Source organism: Microbacterium sp. LS_15, from assembly GCF_041954735.1.
Classification (GTDB): Bacteria; Actinomycetota; Actinomycetes; order Actinomycetales; family Microbacteriaceae; genus Microbacterium.
Genome location: NZ_JAVAYD010000007.1, coordinates 118,425 through 132,473 on the forward strand (window position 1 = coordinate 118,425; position 14,049 = coordinate 132,473).

Consider the following 14,049-nt stretch of genomic DNA (forward strand, 5'->3'; position numbering starts at 1 on the left):
GGCGGGGCGAGACGAAACGCGGGGCGGGGCGACCGCATCCGCGTTAGCCTGGCTCCATGGCTCGCGCGATCGTCTACACAGAGTTCGGTTCCCCTGACGTCCTGCATGAGATCGAGGTCCCCGACCCGCTCCCCCTCGCGGGAGAGGTGGTCGTGCGCATCGAGGCGGCGGGTGTGAATCCCATCGACGCCAAGCTGCGCAACGCGAAGCGGCCGTCGCCCCCGATCGTCGAGCCCCGCACGGTGGGCTTCGACGGCGCCGGCGTGGTCGAGAGCATCGGCGACGGCGTGCAGGGTCTCGTCGTGGGCGACCGCGTCGCCATCCGCGACACCAGGGGAACGTACTCCAGCCTCCTCGCCGTCCCCGCGGAGCATCTCGCACTCCTGCCCGACGGAGTCACCGCGGCGGAGGGCGCCGGCATCGGCATCCCCGCCGGCACGGCGTATCAGGCGCTCCGCTCGCTCGGCGTCTCCGACGGCGACGTGCTGCTCGTGCACGGCGGGTCCGGGTCGGTCGGCCAGGCGGTCGTGCAGTTCGCGGTCGCGTGGGGAGCGACGGTGGTCGCGACAGCCAGCCCCGCGCGTCACGACCTGCTACGCGAGCTCGGAGCGACGCCGGTCGCGTACGGCGACGGGCTGCTCGACCGCGTCCGCGAGGCCGCACCGCAGGGCGTCACGGTCGCCCTCGACTGCGCCGGCACCGACGAAGCGATCCAGACCTCTCTCGATCTGGTCTCCGACCGTGACCGCATCGCGACGATCGTCCGCGGTCCCGACGCCGCGGACTTCGGCATTCGCGCCTTCTCGGGCGGCGCACCGGAACCGCTCACCGAACAGGAACTGGCGTGGCGTGCCGAAGCCCTCGAGGCCACGATCGCCCTGCTGGACACCGGCGACTTCACGATCGAGATCGACCGCGAACTGCCGCTCGCCGAGGCGGCACAGGCCCACGAGCTCGTGGAGTCCGGTGCCGCATCCGGCAAGATCGTCCTGATCCCCTAGGGGTGGGAGGGCCCGGCGTCTGTCGGCGCGACGGCCCGCCCGATCGACAGCATGAGCCGGTTGGCCCAGTTGAAGAACGCCGCGCCGTGGATCACGTCGGCGATCTCGAGGTCGTCGAGACCCTCCGCCCGCAGTCGGGCGATCTCGTCGTCGCCGAACGCCGTCGGAGTGTCGGTGAGGGTGACGGATGCCGCGACGACGGCGTTCCACCGGGATCCGAGGTCGGCGCCCACACCCTCGTCCAGGAGCCGGTCCACGTCGTCCGGCCGGCGGCCGTGGTGGGCGGCGAATCGGGAATGCACCGAGGCGCAGAACACGCAGCCGTTGCGGCGGGACGCCGCGGTCGCCGCGAGTTCGCGCTCGGCGCGGGGAAGGCCCTCACGGGTGTTGTAGAAGATGTCCTTGTCGACGAGGGTTCGCGCCCTGAGCACCTCCGGGTCGCGGACGAGCAGCCGGAAGTAGTCGCTCTGGGCGCGACTCGCGTCGACGAGGCCGTCGTAGTGCCGGTCGGTGAGCTCCTCTTCGGGCAGCGGAGGCAGATGCGGCGTCCAGCCGACCTCGGCGCGGGTGAAGGAGTCGGGATGCGGCGCGGGATCGTGCAGCACGGCGACCGCGGTCTCGGGTGTCGTGGAGGAGGTCATGCGGCCGCCCCCGCCCTGGACAGGGCGCGCAGGCCGGTCACGACCCGCTGCTGGAAGGCGAGGAACGAGACCAGCTGCGAGAGGGTGACGACTCCGTCGGCCGTCCATCCCGCATCGAGCAGTCTCTGGATGTCGTCGCCCGAGGCCTCCCGCGGTCGCAGCACGAGCAGGTGGGTGTGCGCGAGAGCCGCGGCGAGACGCTCCCCCAGCACCTCGACGACCGCTGCGGACGGCGTGTACCGGTCGCCGTCGGTGTTCTCGCTCTGCAGGCCCGCCTCGGCGTACGACCCGAAGGGACCGCCCGTCGCCGCCGATGCGGCCTCGGCGAGCACGACCGGCGCCCGGTCCGGGTCGATGGCCAGCGCCCGGTCGGCGTAGAAGGTGCCCGTGGGGTCGGTGTCGCCCGCCAGTCGCGTCGCGAAAGCGGCGACGAGTTCGCGCTCGGCCTGCGAGGCGTGCTCGACGGAGACCGGCGCGAACAGCGCGTCGAAGCTCGCCTGCAACTGCTCCTTCGTGACGGGACGACGTCGTCGCAGCTCATCGAGCGCGGGCGTCACCCCCACGATCCGATCGACGATGTCGTGCGTCATGCATTCTCCCTGAGTGTGTCGGTGAAGGTGTCGGTTGGTGCGGGATGGAGGGCGTAGCCGAGCGCCGGCGCGACCTCCTGCGCGAACAGTTCGATCGAGCGGAGGACGTGCGGGTGCGGGGCGTCGACGGAGTGCACCTGGAACGCGATCTCGGTCGCCCGAGACAGCGTGGCATCGGCCGCGAGGGATTCGGCCACCTCCTCCGGGGTCCCGAGGTGCGTGTCGAGCGCCGCGATCAGGTCGTCGAGGTCGTCGCCCTGGATCGTCTGCCCCTGGCGACGGAATCCCTCTGCGGCGCGGCGCAGACCGACCTCGGCGAATCGCAGGGCGTCGGCGCGGTCGTCGGCGACGAAGACGGTGCGCGAGGCGGTGATCCGCGGGGCGGCGCCCGACGGCAGCGCGTCGAGGTAGGCGTCGATGATGGGGTCCTGCAGCGCCGCGAGCGGCGCGTGCGGAGCGTCGGTCGACCTCGGCTGAGTGCGCGACAGCAGCAGGCCGTGGCCGTGGATGCCGGCCCTGCGGCCGCCGGCGGCCGAGAAGGTCGCCTGCCAGATCCGGTCGCGCAGGTCTCCCGCATCCGGGTACAGCGTGTTGTCCGCGCCGATGTCGCGCCCGGAGAGTGCGTCGAGCAGCACGCCCAGCTTGCGATCGTAGGTCTGGGCCTTGTCGCGCACGTCCTCCCCGAAGGGGACGAACGACGACGGGGTGCCCCCGCTGCCGAGCCCGAGGTCGAGGCGTCCGTCGGCGAGCAGGTCGGCGACCACCGCATCCTCGGCGACGCGCACCGGGTCTTCGAGCGGCAGCGTGATCACCCCGGTGCCGAGGCGGATGCGGGTCGTGCGCGCCGCGAGATGCGCGAGGAACACGAGCGGCGACGGCAGCCCGCCCTCGGCCGCGCGGAAGTGATGCTGCGCGACCCAGGCTCGACCGATGCCGTGCAGCTCAGCGTGCCGGATCTGCTCTGCGGCGAGCGCGAACCGCTCCCCCGGCGCGGCGTCGTCGAGCAGCCGGGTGAAGAAGGCGAGGGTGGGGGCCGTCATGCGGGCTGCTCCGTTCGTCCTGGCACTGCGGCGAGCAGTTCCCTGGTGTAGTCGTGCTGCGGGTCGTGGAAGAGCTCCTCCGTCGGCCCCTCTTCGACGATGCGGCCGCGGCGCATGACCGAGACCGTGTGGCTGATGCGCCGCACCACGGCGAGGTCGTGCGAGATGAAGAGGTAGGTGAGACCGAGCTCGGCCTGCAACGAGGTGAGCAGTTCGAGGATGCGGGCCTGCACCGTGACGTCGAGCGCTGACACGGCTTCGTCGAGCACCACGATGTCGGGATCGATCGCGAGGGCACGCGCTATCGCCACGCGCTGCCGTTGCCCTCCGGAGAGCTCGCGCGGGGTTCGGCGCGCCACGTCGCTCGGCAGAGACACCCGGTCGATGAGGGCGAGTGCGCGATCGCGACGCTCTCCCCGCGACCCCACACGGAAGTTCTGCAAGGGCTCGGCGACGATGTCGACGATCTGCTGTCGGGGATCCAGCGACGCGAACGGGTTCTGGTAGACGAGCTGGATGCGGCGTCGGAGCGCGCGCAGGCGGGAGCCCGAGAGCCCCGTGACGTCGTCGCCGTCGATATCGACCGTCCCGGCATCCGGCTGGTGGAACCGCGTGATGAGGCGGGCGGTCGTCGTCTTCCCCGAGCCGGACTCGCCGACGAGGGCATGGGTCGTGCCGCGGCGGACGCGGAAGGAGACGTCGTCGACGGCGCGGAACCGCTCCCGTCCAGCGACGCGGAACTCCTTCACGAGCCCGGAGGCGGTGATGGCGAACGGGTTCTCGGCGGCGACCGCGGCGGCGTCACGGAGGAAGGGCGGCGCGTCGGGGCGCCGGAATCCGGTCGCGAATGCCGGGGCGTCGGCCAGCAGCTGCCTCGTGTATCCGTCGGTCGGCGCGGCGAGGACCTTCTCGCTGACTCCCTGTTCGACGACGCGACCGTCCTTGAGCACCACCAGGCGCTGCGCGCGGTCTGCCGCCACACCCAGATCGTGCGTGACGAGCAGGATGCTGGTGCCCTCCTCCCGACGCAGTTCGTCGAGCAGGTCGAGCACCCGGCGCTGCACCGTGGCGTCGAGGGCACTGGTCGGCTCGTCGGCGATGAGCAGCCTCGGGCGCAGTGCGATCGCCGTGGCGATGAGCACGCGCTGCCGCATGCCGCCCGACAGCTCATGCGGGTACTGCCGCGCCCGCAGGTCGGGATCGTCGATGCCGACCCGGTCGAGCAGTTCGATCACGCGGGCTCTTCGCTGACGGGCGTCGCGGTGCCCGTGCAGCTTCAGCACCTCGGCGACCTGGGCGCCGATGGGGCGCACCGGATCGAGTGAGGTCACCGGGTCCTGCGGCACGAGTCCGATCTCGGGACCGCGGATGCCGCGCAGCGCGCGATCCGTCCATCCGGAGATGTCGAGGTCGCCCAGGCGCACGGTGCCGGTCTCGACGCGTCCGCCGGCGGGCAGCAGTCCGAGCAGGGCGTGCGCGGTCGTGGACTTGCCCGACCCCGATTCGCCGACGAGGGCGAGCGTCTCCCCCTCCGCGATCTCGAAGGAGACGCCGTGCACGACCTCGCGCCGACCGGCGCGGGTCTCGTACGAGACGTGGAGGTCGTCGACGGCGAGGACGGGCGCCCCGGGGGCTGCGGGAGACGAGCATGCCGCGGTCATGCCCTGTTCCTTCCGATGCGGTGCGAGATGCGGTTGGCGCTGAGCACCACCGCGACGACGACGAGACCGGGCAGCGCCGTCAGCCACCACGCCGTGCCGATGTAGTTGCGCCCCTCGGCGATGAGCAGCCCCCACTCCGGCGTGGGCGGCGGGGCGCCGTAGCCGAGGAACCCGAGTGTCGAGATCGCGAGGATCGCGGTTCCGAACTGCAGAGCGGCCAGCGCCACGATCGGCGTGAGCGAGTTCGGGAGCACGTGGCGACGCAGCACCGTGAAGAACGTGCCGCCGCTGCCGTAGGCCGCCTCGACGTATTCGGAGCGCCGCACCCTGGCCACCTCCGCGCGCATGAGCCTCGCGAACGCGGCGACGCTGCCGAGACCGACCGCGATCGCGGCGTTCACGGTGCCGAATCCGAGCAGGATGATGACCGACAGCGACAGCAGGAGGCCGGGGATCGCGAGCAGCACGTCGACGACCCTCATGAGGATGTCGTCGACGACTCCGCCCACGGCGCCGGCGATCGCGCCGAGGAGCGTGCCGAGCGCGAGGCCGACGGTGACGGCGATGAGCGCCCCGGACAGTGAATGGACCGCGCCGTGCACGACCCGGCCGAACAGGTCGCGGCCGAGCGTGTCGGTGCCGAACCAGTGGGCGCCGCTCGGCGGCAGCAGCTTGTCCGCGGGGGTGCCGGTGAGCGGATCCCCCGGGGCGAACACGCCTGGTATGACGGCCCAGAGCACGGCCAGCGCCACGACGGCGACCGCGAGGAACAGTCCCCACGGCAGGCGGCGGATGCTCCTCCGGCGGGGTGCGGCGGCTGCGGGGGGCTGCGGCGGTTCCGGCGCTGTCTCGACGTCGGAGGCCGCGGCGATGGCGGTGACGGTCATGCGGAGGCTCCTGCCTTCGAGAGGGCGCGCTGCCGAGGGTCGATGACCGGGGTGACGAGATCGACCGCGAAGCTGATGAGCACGAAGCCGAGAGCCGACAGCAGCACCACCCCCTGCAGCACCGGGATGTCCTGGTTCGAGACCGCCTGCTCGGTGAGCCGGCCGATACCGGTGCGGCCGAACACGGTCTCGGTCACGACCGCACCGCCCACGAGCTCGCCGAACAGCACGCCGGCGATCGTCAGTGTGGGGAGCGCGGCGTTGCGAGCCACCGAACGGGTCAGCACCCAGGACGGCGGGGCGCCCTTGGCGCGGACGACCGTGATGAAGGGCTGCGCCTGCACCTGGTCGATCGCCCGCACGAGCACCTGCGCGAGGGGCGCCGAGATGGGCACGGCGAGCGTGAGCACCGGCAGGACCAGTCCGCTGACGGGGTCGGCGCCGACGATCGGTACCCAGCCGAGGCCGAATGAGAACACCTGGATGAGCAGGATGCCGAGCCAGAAGACCGGCACGGCCACGAACAGCCCGGGGACCTGCCGCAGGCCGGTGCGCAGCCAGCCGAACGGCGCGAGCGACGACAGCCAGGCGACGAGCACCGCGATCACGAGGGCCACCACGAGTCCGAGCGCGGCCAGCAGCAGTGTCGAGGGGATCGCGTCGGCGAGCATCGTGAGCACCGGGGTGCCGAACTGCGTCGAGAATCCGAAGTCCCCCGCGAGGAATCCGAGCCCGGCGTGCAGGTACTGCTCCCACCACGGAAGGTCGGCGCCGTAGGTCGCGCGGATGCTGTCGAGCTGATCGGGTGAGAGCCCCAGGCTCGGATCCGAGAACTTGATGAGGATGGCGTCGCCCGGCAGCAGCTGCAGCAGGAAGAAGGTGGCCGTGAAGGCCGCGATCAGCACGATCGCGGCCTGCCCGGCTCGTCGGAGGACGAAGGTCATCTCGTTCCGATCAGTGCTCGGCGAGCCAGACGCCCGAGAAGGTGGGGCGTCCGACCGACTCGAAATCGACGCCGTGCACGTAGGTGGCCGCGCCGTAGACCTGCGGCTCCTCGAACAGCGGGATGACGTACGCCTGCTCGGCGATGTAGTCCTGCACGGCCTGCGACGCGGCGACGCGCTTCTCGGCATCCGGCTCGGAGGCGACCGTCTGCAGCAGCGCGTCGAGCTCGCTGTCGTTCGAGATGAGGGCGTCGCGGTTCTTCGTGAAGTACTGGCTCTTGATCACGTCGAGGTCGGCGCGTCCGACCATCGAGTGGTAGAACCCCGTCTTGAGCGGGTCGCGGGTGTCGGCGGCGTACGACCCGGCGTCCGCGGGCTTGACGGTCAGCTCGACGCCGACCTTCTCGAGCTGCTGCGCGACGAGCTCGAGCGTCTGCTTCGACAGCGGCTGCGGTCCGGCCTCGTACACCGTGATCGCCAGGCGCTGCCCGTCCTTCTCGCGGATCCCGTCGGAGCCGGGCTCCCACCCTGCCTCGTCGAGCAGCTTCTCGGCCTTGTCCGGGTCGTACTCGTAGTGCGCGGACTCGTCCTTGTACCCGAGGGCCTGCGACGACAGCACAGAGGTCGCGACCGGGTAGTTCTCGGTGAACAGGGTGTCGACGACCTCCTGCGCGTCGACCGCCGCCACGAGAGCCTGGCGCACCTGCAGATCGGCGAGCAGCGGATTCTGCGGGCGCAGCGAGATCGAGTTGTTCACACCGCGGGTCTGCGGCGCGTAGAGCGTGAAGTCGGCGCTCTCGACGCGGTCCTCGTCGAACGCCTGCACGTAGCGGACGTAATCGGCCTGTCCGGCGAGCAGCGACCCGATGCGCACCGAGTCCTCGGGGGTCACGATGAGGTGCACGGCGTCGACGTACGGGCGTCCCTGGTTCTCGGCGCTCTCGGGGGCCCAGGCGTAGTCCTCGCGCGCCTCGAGGGTCAGCTCGGTGCCGAGCTTCTCATCGGTGATCGTGAAGGGGCCGGCACCGATGATCTCCTCGGCGTTGCCCGCCCCGAAGTCCTCGATCGTGCCGTCGAGAGTCGCGGGCGACAGCAGCCCCGAGTTGATGGTCGACGTCGCCTGCAGGAAGCCCGGCGACGGCGCGGTGAAGCGGAACGTCACGGTCCGGTCGTCGACGACCTCGCTGGAGGCGTAGTTGTTGATGGCTTCGGACACGGTGAGCCCGCGGTCCGCGTCGCCGAGTCCGTAGGTGTCGAAGTTCTTCGCCACGGCGGCCGCATCCAGCGGGGTGCCGTCGGAGAACGTCACGTCGGGGCGGAGCGTGAAGGTGTACTCCGTCGCGTCGTCGTTCACGGTCCACTCGGATGCGATCCACGGCTCGATCTCGAGCGTCTCCGGGTTCTGCCAGGTGAGGCGCGCGGTGATGTTGTTGACGAGGCCGCCGTTGGGGTAGAAGCCGGCCTGCGGCGGATACAGGTTGGTGTACGTCTGGTGCTCGAGGTAGGTGAGCGTGCCTCCGGTGACGGGATCCCCCGTCTCGGAGGTCGCGCCGCTCGGCGCGGGCGACGAGGCGCACGCGGCGAGCCCTGCGGCGAGGACGAGCGGGAGCGCGACGGCGGCGATCCGGGTGAGACGGCGGTTCATGGGTGTCCTCCAGGAGGGATGCTGTGGTTTCGGGTGGGTGCGAGGTCGTTCGGGTGGGTGCGAGGTGTGGATCACGCTAGGGACTGCGGCGCCGGCGGGGCGACACGGATGTCACGGGCCGACGCGACCTGTCACGGAGCGTCATGTCTCGTCACGGGGCGCAATCCGGTGAGACGGTCGCGCAGCGTCGACGTCTCGACGCCGTCGCCGCGTCCGAGCAGTCCACGGCGGCGCAGCTCGGGGGCTGCCAGGCGCGTGAACGCCTGGAACTGCGCGGGTTGGAACGCCGAGAGCACGTTGAACCCGTCTGCGGCACCCGCGTCGCGCCAGGCCTCGAAGTGATCGGCGATCGTCGACGCGTCGCCGACCACGAAGGCCGCCGGCACGGCATGCGCTGCCACGAGATGACGCCAGCGGAGGATGCCGTCGCCGGCGCCGCCCGATCGACCGCCGACTCTCAGACCGGCGATCCGCGCGACCCGTTCGATCAGCGCATCCCCCGCCGCTCCGAGTCGGTGCGCCTCGTCGGCGCTCACCGCGCTGTCGAACGCCGCAGCCCGCAGCGGGTCGTCGGCGTCGACGCCGAGAGCGTCGGCGAGGGCGTCGACCGAGCGGTTCGCGGGGAAGGCCGTGCGCCCGGCGTGGGCGTCGTCGGCGAGGGGCACGAGAGCCAGCAGCCGCTCGACGATGCGGTGCGCGTCGGCATCCGTGTCCGCGACGACGGGGAGCACGGGTGCGATGACCTTCAGAGTCTCCGGCTCGCGGCCGCACCGCTCGGCGATCTCGCGGAGCGCGTGACGGGTGGCGACCGCATCGTCCCGCTGCGGAGCGGCGATCAGCGCGAGGTCGGCCTCGGTCGCGGCGAGCGCGCGCGACCGAGGGGAGGTCCCGGCGTGCACGATCGGGATGCGCCCCTGCGGCGGCCTGGCGACGTTCAGCGGTCCGGTCACCCGTACCTGCCGGCCGTCCAGATCGGTCGCGCGCAGCCCGTCGGGGTCGATGAGGACGCCGCGCTCGGCATCCGCGATCCAGGCGTCTTCGCTCCACGAGTCCCAGAGTCCGCGCAGCGCGGCGACGAACTCCTCCGCGCGGTCGTAGCGGGACTCGTTGTCGGCGTGCGCGTCGCGACCGTGGTTGCCCGCGGCTCGGGGCTCCGCCCCGGTGACGAGGTTGATGCCCGCTCGCCCGCCGGTGAGCACGTCGAGCGACGCGAGCGAGCGCGCGGTCGCGTACGGATCCGCGTACGTGGTGTTCACGGTCGCGATGAGGCCGATGCGCGAGGTGACGCCGGCCAGGAAGAGCACCGCGCTGACCGGGTCGATGCGCGCGAGCAGATAGGGGTCGCGGAACTCGAGGTCGGGCCCGGTGGCGAGCCAGTCGCCGAAGAAGAGGTAGTCGAGACCCGCGTCCTCGCCCTCCCGTGCGACGAGTCGCAGGATCTCGGCGTCCGTCTGCGGGGTCCGGTGGGCTCCGGGATAACGCCAGCCGGAGGGGTACGCGCCGAGCGTGCGCACCATGGCGCCGACGATGAGGGGTTCGGTCATGCCCCGAAAGTAGGAGCGCGCCGCGCGCGCGGCCAAGGAGGAGGAAGCGCGACGACACGGGGCGCAACACGACGACACATCTCCGCGCGCGTCCCCACCCTCTACGCTGAGAACATGACTGGACTTCGTTGGGGAATCCTCGCGACCGGCGGCATCGCCTCCGCCTTCGCATCCGACCTGCGCACCGCCGGACTCGATCTCGTCGCCGTGGGCTCTCGTTCGCAGGAATCGGCGGATGCGTTCGCCTCCCGCTTCGACATCGCGCACGCGCACCCGTCGTACGAGGCCCTCGTCGCCGATCCCGACGTCGACATCGTCTACGTCTCGACGCCGCACCCGATGCATCACGAGAACGCGAAGCTCGCGCTCGAGGCGGGCAAGCACGTGCTCGTCGAGAAGGCGTTCACGCTCAACCGGCAGGAGGCCGAGGACCTGCAGCGTCTCGCGGCCGAGCGCGGGCTGCTCGTCATGGAGGCCATGTGGACCCGCTACCTGCCGCACATGGTGCGCATCCGCGAGATCATCGAGGCCGGCACGCTGGGCGAGATCCGCGCCGTCACCGCCGACCACACCCAGAAGCTCCCGACCGATCCCGCGCACCGTCTGAACGCGCTCGAGCTCGGCGGCGGCGCCCTGCTCGACCTGGGCATCTACCCGATCTCGTTCATCTGGGACGTGCTGGGCGCACCGACGACCGTCACCGCCGTCGGCCGCCTCGTCGAGACCGGCGCCGACGCCGAGGTCGCCACGATCATGACCCACGAGGGCGGCGCGATCTCGACGAGCCTGTCGTCGTCGCGTGCCGCGGGGCCGAACACGGCGAGCATCGTCGGCACCGACGCACGGATCGACATCGACGAGGTCTGGTACACCCCCACCACGTTCCGTGTGATCCTGCCCGACGGCACCGTGGCCGAGGAATACGCCTCCGACGTCGCAGGTCGCGGCATGGAGTACCAGGCCATGGCAGCCGAGCGCCTCGTGCGTGACGGCATCATCGAGGGCGATATCCTGCCCATCGCGGAGAGCGTCGCGATCATGGGCACGCTCGACGAGATCCGCGCGCAGATCGGGGTGCGCTACCCGAGGGAAGGGGCGACCAATGGCTGAGGCCACCGACGCCCGCGTGGCGGTCTACCTGGACTTCGACAACATCGTCATCTCCTGGTACGACCGCGTGCACGGGCGCAATGCGTACGGCAAGGACCGTCAGCGCATCGCGGAGAACCCCGACGATCCAGACGTCGCCGAGCGCCTCGCGCGCGCGATGATCGAGGTCGGCGCGATCATCGACTACGCCGCGTCGTTCGGAACCCTCGTGCTGACCCGCGCCTACGCCGACTGGTCGTCGCCGGTCAACGCCGAGTACCGCTCGCAGCTCGTCGCGCGCGCGGTCGACCTCGTGCAGCTGTTTCCCGCGGCCGCGTACGCGAAGAACGGCGCCGACATCCGGCTGGCCGTGGATGCCGTGGAGGACATGTTCCGCCTCCCCGACCTCACCCACGTCGTGATCGTCGCGGGCGACAGCGACTACGTGCCGCTCGCGCAGCGGTGCAAGCGGCTGGGTCGCTACGTGATCGGCGTGGGAGTGGCCGGGTCGACGGCCAAGTCGCTCGCCGCCGCGTGCGACGAGTTCGAAGCCTACGACTCGCTGCCGGGCGTCGTCCGCCCGTCGAAGGCCCCCACCGTGCCCGAGCTGCCGGAGACGGTCTCGGAGCCGACCGTCGAGCCGGCGGCCAAGACGAAATCGCGGCAGCCGGCGAAGGCCGCGAAGCAGAAGGCGGCCGCAGCCCCGGCCAAGGTCGACGAGAAGGACGAGGCGACGGAGCTGCTGCAGCGCGCCCTGCGCCTCGGCCACGACAAGGCGGACGCCGACGAGTGGCTGCACAGCTCCGCCGTGAAGACGCATATGCGTCGCATGGACCCGTCGTTCAGCGAGAAGGCGCTCGGCTACCGCTCCTTCTCCGACTTCCTGAAGTCGCGCGGCGACATCGCCGAACTGGAGGAGACGGGCCACGAGCGGCTCGTGCGTCTGCGCGAGCCGTGAGCGTCGACCACCCTCCCGCTGCCTCGCTAGGCTGAGGGCGTGACCGCGCAGGACGCCTCGACCTCTCCGTACGAACGGGCTCTGGGCGCCCGGATCTCCGAGCTCCACCCGAAGACCGCCTGGTACTTCCGCACGATTCCGCCCGGGCACGTGGGCGTCGGGACCGGGGTGTTCACGACCGCCGGGTCGCGGTACCGGTGGCTGCGGCCGATGTTCCGGATCGCCGAAGCCCTCGGTGTCGCCTTCGCGGGCTGGGAACGCGACGTGCCGTTCCGCATCGAGAACCGCACCGTCGACGGCCGCGCCCTCGCGATCCGGTGGTTCGAACTGCCCGGTCGCGCCTGGGTCATGCCGGATGCCGTGGAGCTGACCGCCGGCGGCGTCCTCCGCAACGAGATCGGTCCGCACCGCACGGTCGTGACCACCTTCGACATCGACGTGCGCGACGAGGCCGTCGTGCTGACGATCCGACGTGTCGGGCTGCGCCTCGGTCCCCTGCGCTTCTCCGTCCCGGGGTTCCTCAGCCCGCGCATCGGACTCGTGGAGCGCTGGGACGAGGAGCGCGAGCGCCACCATGTCTCGATGACCATCGACGCCCCGGTGCTGGGGCGCGTGTACGAGTACATCGGCTTCTTCGAGTACGCGATCGAGAGCGAGACCCCGTGACGTCACCCGCCCCCTCCGCCACCGGCCGTGTCGTGATCGGCGGCTCCACCGGATTCATGGGTCGCCACCTCGTGTCGCGCTTCCAGGCGGCGGGCCGCGAGGTCGTGACCGTCTCACGATCGGGGGCGGACCTCCGGTGGGACGATCAGCACGGGATCGATGCCGCCGTCGACGGTGCGACCCTGGTCATCGGCCTCGCCGGCAAGAGCGTGAACTGCCGGTACACCCCCGAGAACCGCGCGGCGATCTTCCGCTCGCGGCTCGACACCACGGCCGCCCTGTCGGGGGCGATCGCCCGGGCGGCCGAGCCCCCTGCGCTGTGGGTGAACTCGTCGACCGCCACGATCTACCGGCACGCGGAGGACCGCCCGATGACGGAGTCCACGGGTGAGATCGGCTCCGGCTTCTCGGTCGAGGTGGCGAAGGCCTGGGAGCGGGCGCTGTTCGCGGAGGAGCTGCCGGGCACGCGACGCGTCGCCCTGCGCAGCGCGATCGTGCTCGGGCACGGCGGGGTGCTCGGTCCGCTGAAGAACCTCGCCCGCCTCGGCATGGGCGGCGCCCAGTGGGACGGACGGTGGCCGATCGGTCGCGCCCGACGCGCGGCCGGCACGGGGCACGAGTTCGGAGCGCGTCGCGGACGCCAGCGCTTCAGCTGGGTGCACGTGGACGACGTCGCCCGCATCATCGACTTCCTCGAGCAGACCCCGTCGCTCGACGGCCCGGTCAACGCCGCCGCCCCGAACCCTGTCGACAACACGACGTTCATGGCGACCGTCCGCCGGGTGCTGGGCGTGCCGTTCGGCCCGCCCATGCCGCGCTGGATGCTGGAGCTCGGCGCGATCGGCATCCGCACCGAGACGGAGCTCATCCTCAAGAGCAGGTGGGTGGTGCCCGAGAAGCTCGAGGCGGCGGGTTTCGCGTTCTCGTACCCGACCCTGGAACCGGCGATCAGGGAGTCGTTCGACGCCCCGGCAGGCCGCGCCTAGCCCGCAGCGGTCTCCGACCCCGATGCGTTCTCGCCGCTGTCGCGACGATGCTTCTCGATCTCGGCACGCAGCCGCCACTCCTCGATCTCGCGGTCGAGATCGGCGATCTGCTCCTCGGTGGACCGGGTGTCGACGGGGACAGCCGGCATCGGGTCGGCCCGCCGGGGCGCGGACGGCGTCGCGGCCGCCCGCATGCGCGGGATGCGCAGCCCCGCCTCCGAGTACTCACGACCGATCGCGAACCACAGCAGACTGCCGATGAGGGGCAGCAGGATCACGATGATGATCCACGCCATCTTCGGCAGGAACCGCACCTGCGAGTCCTCGCGCCGGATGATGTCGACCAGCGCACCGACCATCAGGGCGATGACGAGGAGCGAGAACAGGAACGGCATGT

Annotated in this window: 14 protein-coding genes; 5 read left to right on the plus strand and 9 right to left on the minus strand. The window is 71.4% G+C overall.

The features are described from left to right. The first annotated feature begins 56 nt into the window (after window positions 1-56). Complete coding sequence (locus RAC69_RS10785) at window positions 57-1,001, plus strand: zinc-binding alcohol dehydrogenase family protein (protein WP_375086806.1); 945 nt, start codon at window positions 57-59, stop codon at window positions 999-1,001. Here RAC69_RS10785 and RAC69_RS10790 read toward each other — a convergent pair. From RAC69_RS10790 to RAC69_RS10825, 8 genes are all read right to left on the minus strand, one after another. Further along, window positions 998-1,642: an alkylhydroperoxidase domain protein gene (locus tag RAC69_RS10790; protein ID WP_375086807.1), complete on the minus strand. Its 645-nt coding sequence runs from the start codon at window positions 1,640-1,642 to the stop codon at window positions 998-1,000. The two genes, RAC69_RS10785 and RAC69_RS10790, sit on opposite strands and share 4 nt — an antisense overlap. Then, window positions 1,639-2,232 carry a CMD domain protein gene (locus tag RAC69_RS10795; protein ID WP_375086808.1) on the minus strand — a complete coding sequence of 198 codons (594 nt, stop codon included), beginning with the start codon at window positions 2,230-2,232 and terminating at the stop codon, window positions 1,639-1,641. Before RAC69_RS10795 ends, RAC69_RS10790 begins: the two co-directional genes overlap by 4 nt. Further along, window positions 2,229-3,272: a putative FMN-dependent luciferase-like monooxygenase gene (locus RAC69_RS10800; protein ID WP_375086809.1), complete on the minus strand. Its 1,044-nt coding sequence runs from the start codon at window positions 3,270-3,272 to the stop codon at window positions 2,229-2,231. The genes RAC69_RS10795 and RAC69_RS10800 overlap by 4 nt, the downstream gene beginning before the upstream one ends. Next, the gene (locus RAC69_RS10805) at window positions 3,269-4,933 is read right to left on the minus strand and encodes a dipeptide ABC transporter ATP-binding protein (protein ID WP_375086810.1); all 1,665 of its coding nucleotides are present in this window, start codon (window positions 4,931-4,933) and stop codon (window positions 3,269-3,271) included. Before RAC69_RS10805 ends, RAC69_RS10800 begins: the two co-directional genes overlap by 4 nt. Beyond that, window positions 4,930-5,820 (minus strand): ABC transporter permease, encoded by an 891-nt coding sequence (locus RAC69_RS10810; protein WP_375086811.1) that lies wholly within the window; start codon window positions 5,818-5,820, stop codon window positions 4,930-4,932. Before RAC69_RS10810 ends, RAC69_RS10805 begins: the two co-directional genes overlap by 4 nt. Beyond that, window positions 5,817-6,764, minus strand: coding sequence for an ABC transporter permease (locus RAC69_RS10815; RefSeq protein WP_375086812.1), 948 nt, complete (start codon window positions 6,762-6,764; stop codon window positions 5,817-5,819). The genes RAC69_RS10810 and RAC69_RS10815 overlap by 4 nt, the downstream gene beginning before the upstream one ends. A 10-nt stretch (window positions 6,765-6,774) precedes the next feature. Then, window positions 6,775-8,409 carry a TIGR04028 family ABC transporter substrate-binding protein gene (locus RAC69_RS10820; RefSeq protein WP_375086813.1) on the minus strand — a complete coding sequence of 545 codons (1,635 nt, stop codon included), beginning with the start codon at window positions 8,407-8,409 and terminating at the stop codon, window positions 6,775-6,777. A gap of 131 nt (window positions 8,410-8,540) precedes the next feature. Next, a complete protein-coding gene (locus tag RAC69_RS10825; protein WP_375086814.1) occupies window positions 8,541-9,953 on the minus strand; it encodes an NtaA/DmoA family FMN-dependent monooxygenase in 1,413 nt (470 codons plus the stop codon). A 114-nt stretch (window positions 9,954-10,067) separates the two neighbouring features. Between RAC69_RS10825 and RAC69_RS10830 the strand changes: the two genes are divergently transcribed. The 4 genes from RAC69_RS10830 to RAC69_RS10845 are packed head-to-tail and all read left to right on the plus strand — an operon-like array spanning window position 10,068 to window position 13,652. Beyond that, window positions 10,068-11,063 (plus strand): Gfo/Idh/MocA family protein, encoded by a 996-nt coding sequence (locus tag RAC69_RS10830; protein WP_375086815.1) that lies wholly within the window; start codon window positions 10,068-10,070, stop codon window positions 11,061-11,063. Further along, window positions 11,056-12,000, plus strand: coding sequence for an NYN domain-containing protein (locus RAC69_RS10835; protein ID WP_375086816.1), 945 nt, complete (start codon window positions 11,056-11,058; stop codon window positions 11,998-12,000). Before RAC69_RS10830 ends, RAC69_RS10835 begins: the two co-directional genes overlap by 8 nt. A 39-nt stretch (window positions 12,001-12,039) precedes the next feature. After that, complete coding sequence (locus RAC69_RS10840; protein WP_375086817.1) at window positions 12,040-12,666, plus strand: DUF4166 domain-containing protein; 627 nt, start codon at window positions 12,040-12,042, stop codon at window positions 12,664-12,666. Further along, the gene (locus RAC69_RS10845) at window positions 12,663-13,652 is read left to right on the plus strand and encodes an epimerase (protein WP_375086818.1); all 990 of its coding nucleotides are present in this window, start codon (window positions 12,663-12,665) and stop codon (window positions 13,650-13,652) included. The genes RAC69_RS10840 and RAC69_RS10845 overlap by 4 nt, the downstream gene beginning before the upstream one ends. Here the strand turns inward: RAC69_RS10845 and RAC69_RS10850 are convergent. After that, window positions 13,649-14,047: a PLDc N-terminal domain-containing protein gene (locus RAC69_RS10850; protein ID WP_375086819.1), complete on the minus strand. Its 399-nt coding sequence runs from the start codon at window positions 14,045-14,047 to the stop codon at window positions 13,649-13,651. The genes RAC69_RS10845 and RAC69_RS10850 overlap by 4 nt on opposite strands. Between the last annotated feature and the right edge of the window lie 2 nt (window positions 14,048-14,049).

Coding starts and splice junctions, on each gene's coding strand:
- RAC69_RS10795 (WP_375086808.1), bottom strand. CDS start 2,232: ATGACGCACGACATCGTCGATCGGATCGTGGGGGTGACGCCCGCGCTC.
- RAC69_RS10800 (WP_375086809.1), bottom strand. CDS start 3,272: ATGACGGCCCCCACCCTCGCCTTCTTCACCCGGCTGCTCGACGACGCC.
- RAC69_RS10820 (WP_375086813.1), bottom strand. CDS start 8,409: ATGAACCGCCGTCTCACCCGGATCGCCGCCGTCGCGCTCCCGCTCGTC.
- RAC69_RS10790 (WP_375086807.1), bottom strand. CDS start 1,642: ATGACCTCCTCCACGACACCCGAGACCGCGGTCGCCGTGCTGCACGAT.
- RAC69_RS10835 (WP_375086816.1), top strand. CDS start 11,056: ATGGCTGAGGCCACCGACGCCCGCGTGGCGGTCTACCTGGACTTCGAC.
- RAC69_RS10850 (WP_375086819.1), bottom strand. CDS start 14,047: ATGCCGTTCCTGTTCTCGCTCCTCGTCATCGCCCTGATGGTCGGTGCG.
- RAC69_RS10810 (WP_375086811.1), bottom strand. CDS start 5,820: ATGACCGTCACCGCCATCGCCGCGGCCTCCGACGTCGAGACAGCGCCG.
- RAC69_RS10830 (WP_375086815.1), top strand. CDS start 10,068: ATGACTGGACTTCGTTGGGGAATCCTCGCGACCGGCGGCATCGCCTCC.
- RAC69_RS10815 (WP_375086812.1), bottom strand. CDS start 6,764: ATGACCTTCGTCCTCCGACGAGCCGGGCAGGCCGCGATCGTGCTGATC.
- RAC69_RS10785 (WP_375086806.1), top strand. CDS start 57: ATGGCTCGCGCGATCGTCTACACAGAGTTCGGTTCCCCTGACGTCCTG.
- RAC69_RS10805 (WP_375086810.1), bottom strand. CDS start 4,933: ATGACCGCGGCATGCTCGTCTCCCGCAGCCCCCGGGGCGCCCGTCCTC.
- RAC69_RS10825 (WP_375086814.1), bottom strand. CDS start 9,953: ATGACCGAACCCCTCATCGTCGGCGCCATGGTGCGCACGCTCGGCGCG.